Origin of the sequence: Pseudomonas sp. A-R-19, from assembly GCF_019956575.1 — a bacterium.
Taxonomy (GTDB): domain Bacteria; phylum Pseudomonadota; class Gammaproteobacteria; order Pseudomonadales; family Pseudomonadaceae; genus Aquipseudomonas.
In genome coordinates this window covers 1-3437 of the sequence record NZ_JAHBDR010000015.1, presented here as the reverse complement: position 1 = coordinate 3437, position 3437 = coordinate 1, and the positions used below count along the sequence as shown (strand labels likewise).

The 3437-nt window shown below is 61.3% G+C and carries 3 protein-coding genes; all 3 read left to right on the top strand.

Going from position 1 to position 3437, the window contains the following annotated elements:
• Positions 1–772 precede the first annotated feature (772 nt).
• Entirely contained in the window at positions 773–1606 is an 834-nt protein-coding gene (gene phnC / locus KGA88_RS01085; protein ID WP_110662784.1) for a phosphonate ABC transporter ATP-binding protein, read from the top strand.
• A gap of 47 nt (positions 1607–1653) precedes the next feature.
• Entirely contained in the window at positions 1654–2664 is a 1011-nt protein-coding gene (gene phnD / locus KGA88_RS01080; RefSeq protein ID WP_223588304.1) for a phosphonate ABC transporter substrate-binding protein, read from the top strand.
• Positions 2665–2799: 135 nt separating this feature from the next.
• Positions 2800–3437: phosphonate ABC transporter, permease protein PhnE (gene phnE, locus KGA88_RS01075; protein WP_223588302.1), on the top strand; the 638-nt coding region annotated here is incomplete at its 3' end.

Here is a 3437-nt window from a genome sequence, read left to right as displayed (position 1 = left end):
GTTTTGATGTCGTTCAAAAAATTGTGTTTGACGCAAATCCTGTGAGGGTGGGCTTGCTCGCGAAGACGGCCTGACAGCCGACCAATCTCTCCCAGATGTACTCAATCCCTGTAGGAGCTGGCTTGCCGGCGATGGCGGTGTGTCAGGTACAGCGGGGTTGGCTGAAGTGGCGCCATCGCCGGCAAGCCAGCTCCTACGGGGGAGGCGTGTACAACCTCACGATCAGGCCGGCCGGTAGGCCGCCTCGCTTTGGCTTTTGCGGTGCACGCCCCCTCGAGAGGCCGAGAGGAGGTTCTGCGCAGTGGGCAACCCGGCATGGATGCCGGGTTAGTCGCCCCCGGCCATGGATGGCCGATGGCGGCGGGCCCACGGAGCAGGACCGGAGCGAGGGCATGCCGAGCCTAGGCGAGGCACCGAACGAAAGGGGCAAGAGCCCTTTGGTTACTTTGGGGCTTTTCCAAAGTGACCCGCCGTAAGGGCGGAACCCTAAGTCGCCGTGACCGCAGCAACGGATATGTACACCAACAAAATCCTCATCGCCTGACACAAAGCCTTCGCGAGCAAGCCCGCTCCCACAGGGTTCTTCAGCGAACACAACAATGGCTACAACCGCGACCAAATGCGGAAACCTCCAGCTCAACCTTTCACAAAACCTTCATCAAATGGCCCATCCAGTGACATGTGCAAGTCATAGGGCTGACATGCCCGGTGCCTAAAGTCTGTTGAACCCAAATGCAGCCATGGATGGCTGTTCAACCAGACAGAGAAGCCCATGAACGCAGCTATCCATGTCGATCATCTGAACAAGACCTTTGCGCGTAAAACCGCACTGGTCGACCTCGAACTGACCATCGCGGCCGGTGAGATGGTCGCGCTGATCGGCGCGTCCGGCTCCGGCAAGTCCACCTTGCTGCGCCATCTCGCGGGCCTGGCCTGCTGCGATCGCAACAACGGCGGCAGTGTCAGGGTGCTGGGACGCGAGGTGCAGGCATCCGGCCGATTGAATGGCAAGGTGCGCCGCCTGCGCGCCGACATCGGCTACATCTTCCAGCAGTTCAACCTGGTCAACCGCCTGAGTGTGCTCGACAACGTGCTGCTCGGCTGCCTGGGGCGCATGCCGCGCTGGCGTGGCAACTTGAGTCTGTTCAATGCCGAGGAAAAGCAGTTCGCCATGGAGTCCCTGGACCGTGTCGGCCTGGCCGACCTGGCGGCGCAACGGGCCTCGACCCTGTCCGGTGGTCAGCAACAGCGCGTGGCGATTGCCCGTGCGTTGACCCAGCGGGCCGAGGTGATTCTGGCGGACGAGCCGATTGCCTCCCTCGACCCGGAGTCGGCACGCAAGGTCATGGAGATTCTCGCCGACATCAATCGCCGCGACGGCAAGACGGTGGTGGTGACCCTGCATCAAGTCGACTACGCCACCCGCTATTGCCCGCGCGCCGTGGCGCTCAAGGCCGGGCGGATTCATTTCGATGGCCCCGGCTCTGAGTTGAGCGGCCAGTTCCTCAACGATTTGTACGGTGCCGACATCGACACCAGCCTCATGTGTTCCGAGTCTTCCCGTCACAGCGAAGCGGCGCCGCGACTGGCGCTGGCGCGCGCGTGATCAACCTCGAACTCCCCAACCGTTCACCCTCAGGAAACCTTTCCACGTTGAACCGTATCGGTCGCGTTTTTGCTGGTGCAGCGCTGCTCGCCAGCTGTGTATTGGGCACCGCCCACTCTGAAGAAAAAGCCATCAACTTCGGCATCATGTCCACCGAGTCTTCGCAGAACCTCAAGAGCATCTGGCAACCGTTCCTGGATGACATGCAGAAGCAGACCGGCCTGAAGATCAACGCCACGTTTGCCTCTGACTATGCCGGCCTGATCCAGGGCATGCGCTTCAACAAGGTCGATGTGGCTTGGCTGGGCAACAAGGCCGCCATCGAGGCGGTGGACCGCTCCAACGGCGAGATCTTCGCCCAGACCGCAGCCGCCAGCGGCGCCGCCGGTTACTGGAGCGTGCTGATCGTGCGCAAGGACAGCCCGATCAACTCCGTCGACGACATGCTGAAAAACGCCAAGAGCCTGACCTTTGGCAACGGTGACCCGAACTCCACCTCGGGCTACCTGGTGCCGGGCTATTACGTGTTCGCCAAGAACCACGTCGATGCCGCCACCGCGTTCAAGCGCACCCTGAACTCCAGCCATGAAGTCAACGCGCTGAGCGTGGCCAAGGGGCAAGTGGATGTGGCGACCTTCAACACCGAAAGCTGGGATCGCCTGGAAGTCACCCAGCCGGACAAGGCGGCACAGCTCAAGGTGATCTGGAAGTCGCCGCTGATTCCGGCCGACCCGCTGGTGTGGAGCAAAGCGCTGAGCGACAGCGAGAAGACCAAGATCCGCGATTTCATCTTCAGCTATGGCGACACCGACGAAGAGAAGGCCGTGCTCAAGGGCATGCAACTGGGCAAGTTCCTGAAATCCAGCGACGACCAGTTGTTGCCGATCCGTCAGCTCGAGCTGTTCAAGCAGCGCACCACGATCAGCGCCGACGACAAGCTGGAAGCGGTCGACAAGGCCAAGAAACTGGCCGACATCGATGCCGAGCTGGCCAAGCTGCAAGAGCGTCTGACCTTGCTCGACAAAACCGCCGACAAAAAATCCGCAGCCAACGGCTAACCCCTGTAGGAGCGAGCCTGCTCGCGATGAACGTAAGGACACCGCGTTTCTCCCGGTTTCCCGCGTCATCGTTGACGACCATCGCGAGCAGGCTCGCTCCTACAGGTTCTGCATTACGCAATTTAGAGAAACCTCATGACCACTCTGCACGCTGAAGCTGTTGGCAAGCGCACCTGGCCGCAGTACGTCGGTTGGGGCCTGTTCCTGGTCATGCTGACCTGGGCCTGGCACGGCGCCGAGATGAATCCGATGGCGCTGTACCGCGACTCGGGAAACATGGCGACCTTCGCCGCGGATTTCTTTCCGCCGGACTTCCATGAATGGCGCATGTACCTAAAGGAAATGCTCGTCACCGTGCAAATCGCCCTGTGGGGCACGGTGTTGGCGATTGTCTGCTCGGTGCCGCTGGGCATTCTCTGCTCGGAGAACATTACGCCGTGGTGGATTCACCAGCCGCTGCGCCGGGTGATGGACGCCTTTCGTTCGATCAACGAAATGGTGTTTGCCATGTTGTTCGTGGTGGCCGTCGGCCTGGGGCCTTTTGCCGGCGTGCTGGCGCTGTGGATCAGCACCACCGGGGTACTCGCCAAGCTGTTCGCTGAAGCCGTCGAGGCAATTGATCCCGGACCGGTCGAAGGCGTTCGCGCCACCGGCGCCAGTGCCTTGCAAGAAGTGATCTACGGAGTGATCCCGCAAGTGATGCCGCTGTGGGTGTCCTACGCGCTGTATCGCTTCGAGGCCAACGTACGCTCGGCGACGGTGGTGGGGATGGT

Excerpts from the sequence above, each read along its gene's own strand:
- phnC (WP_110662784.1), top strand. The coding sequence starts at position 773 with ATGAACGCAGCTATCCATGTCGATCATCTGAACAAGACCTTTGCGCGT.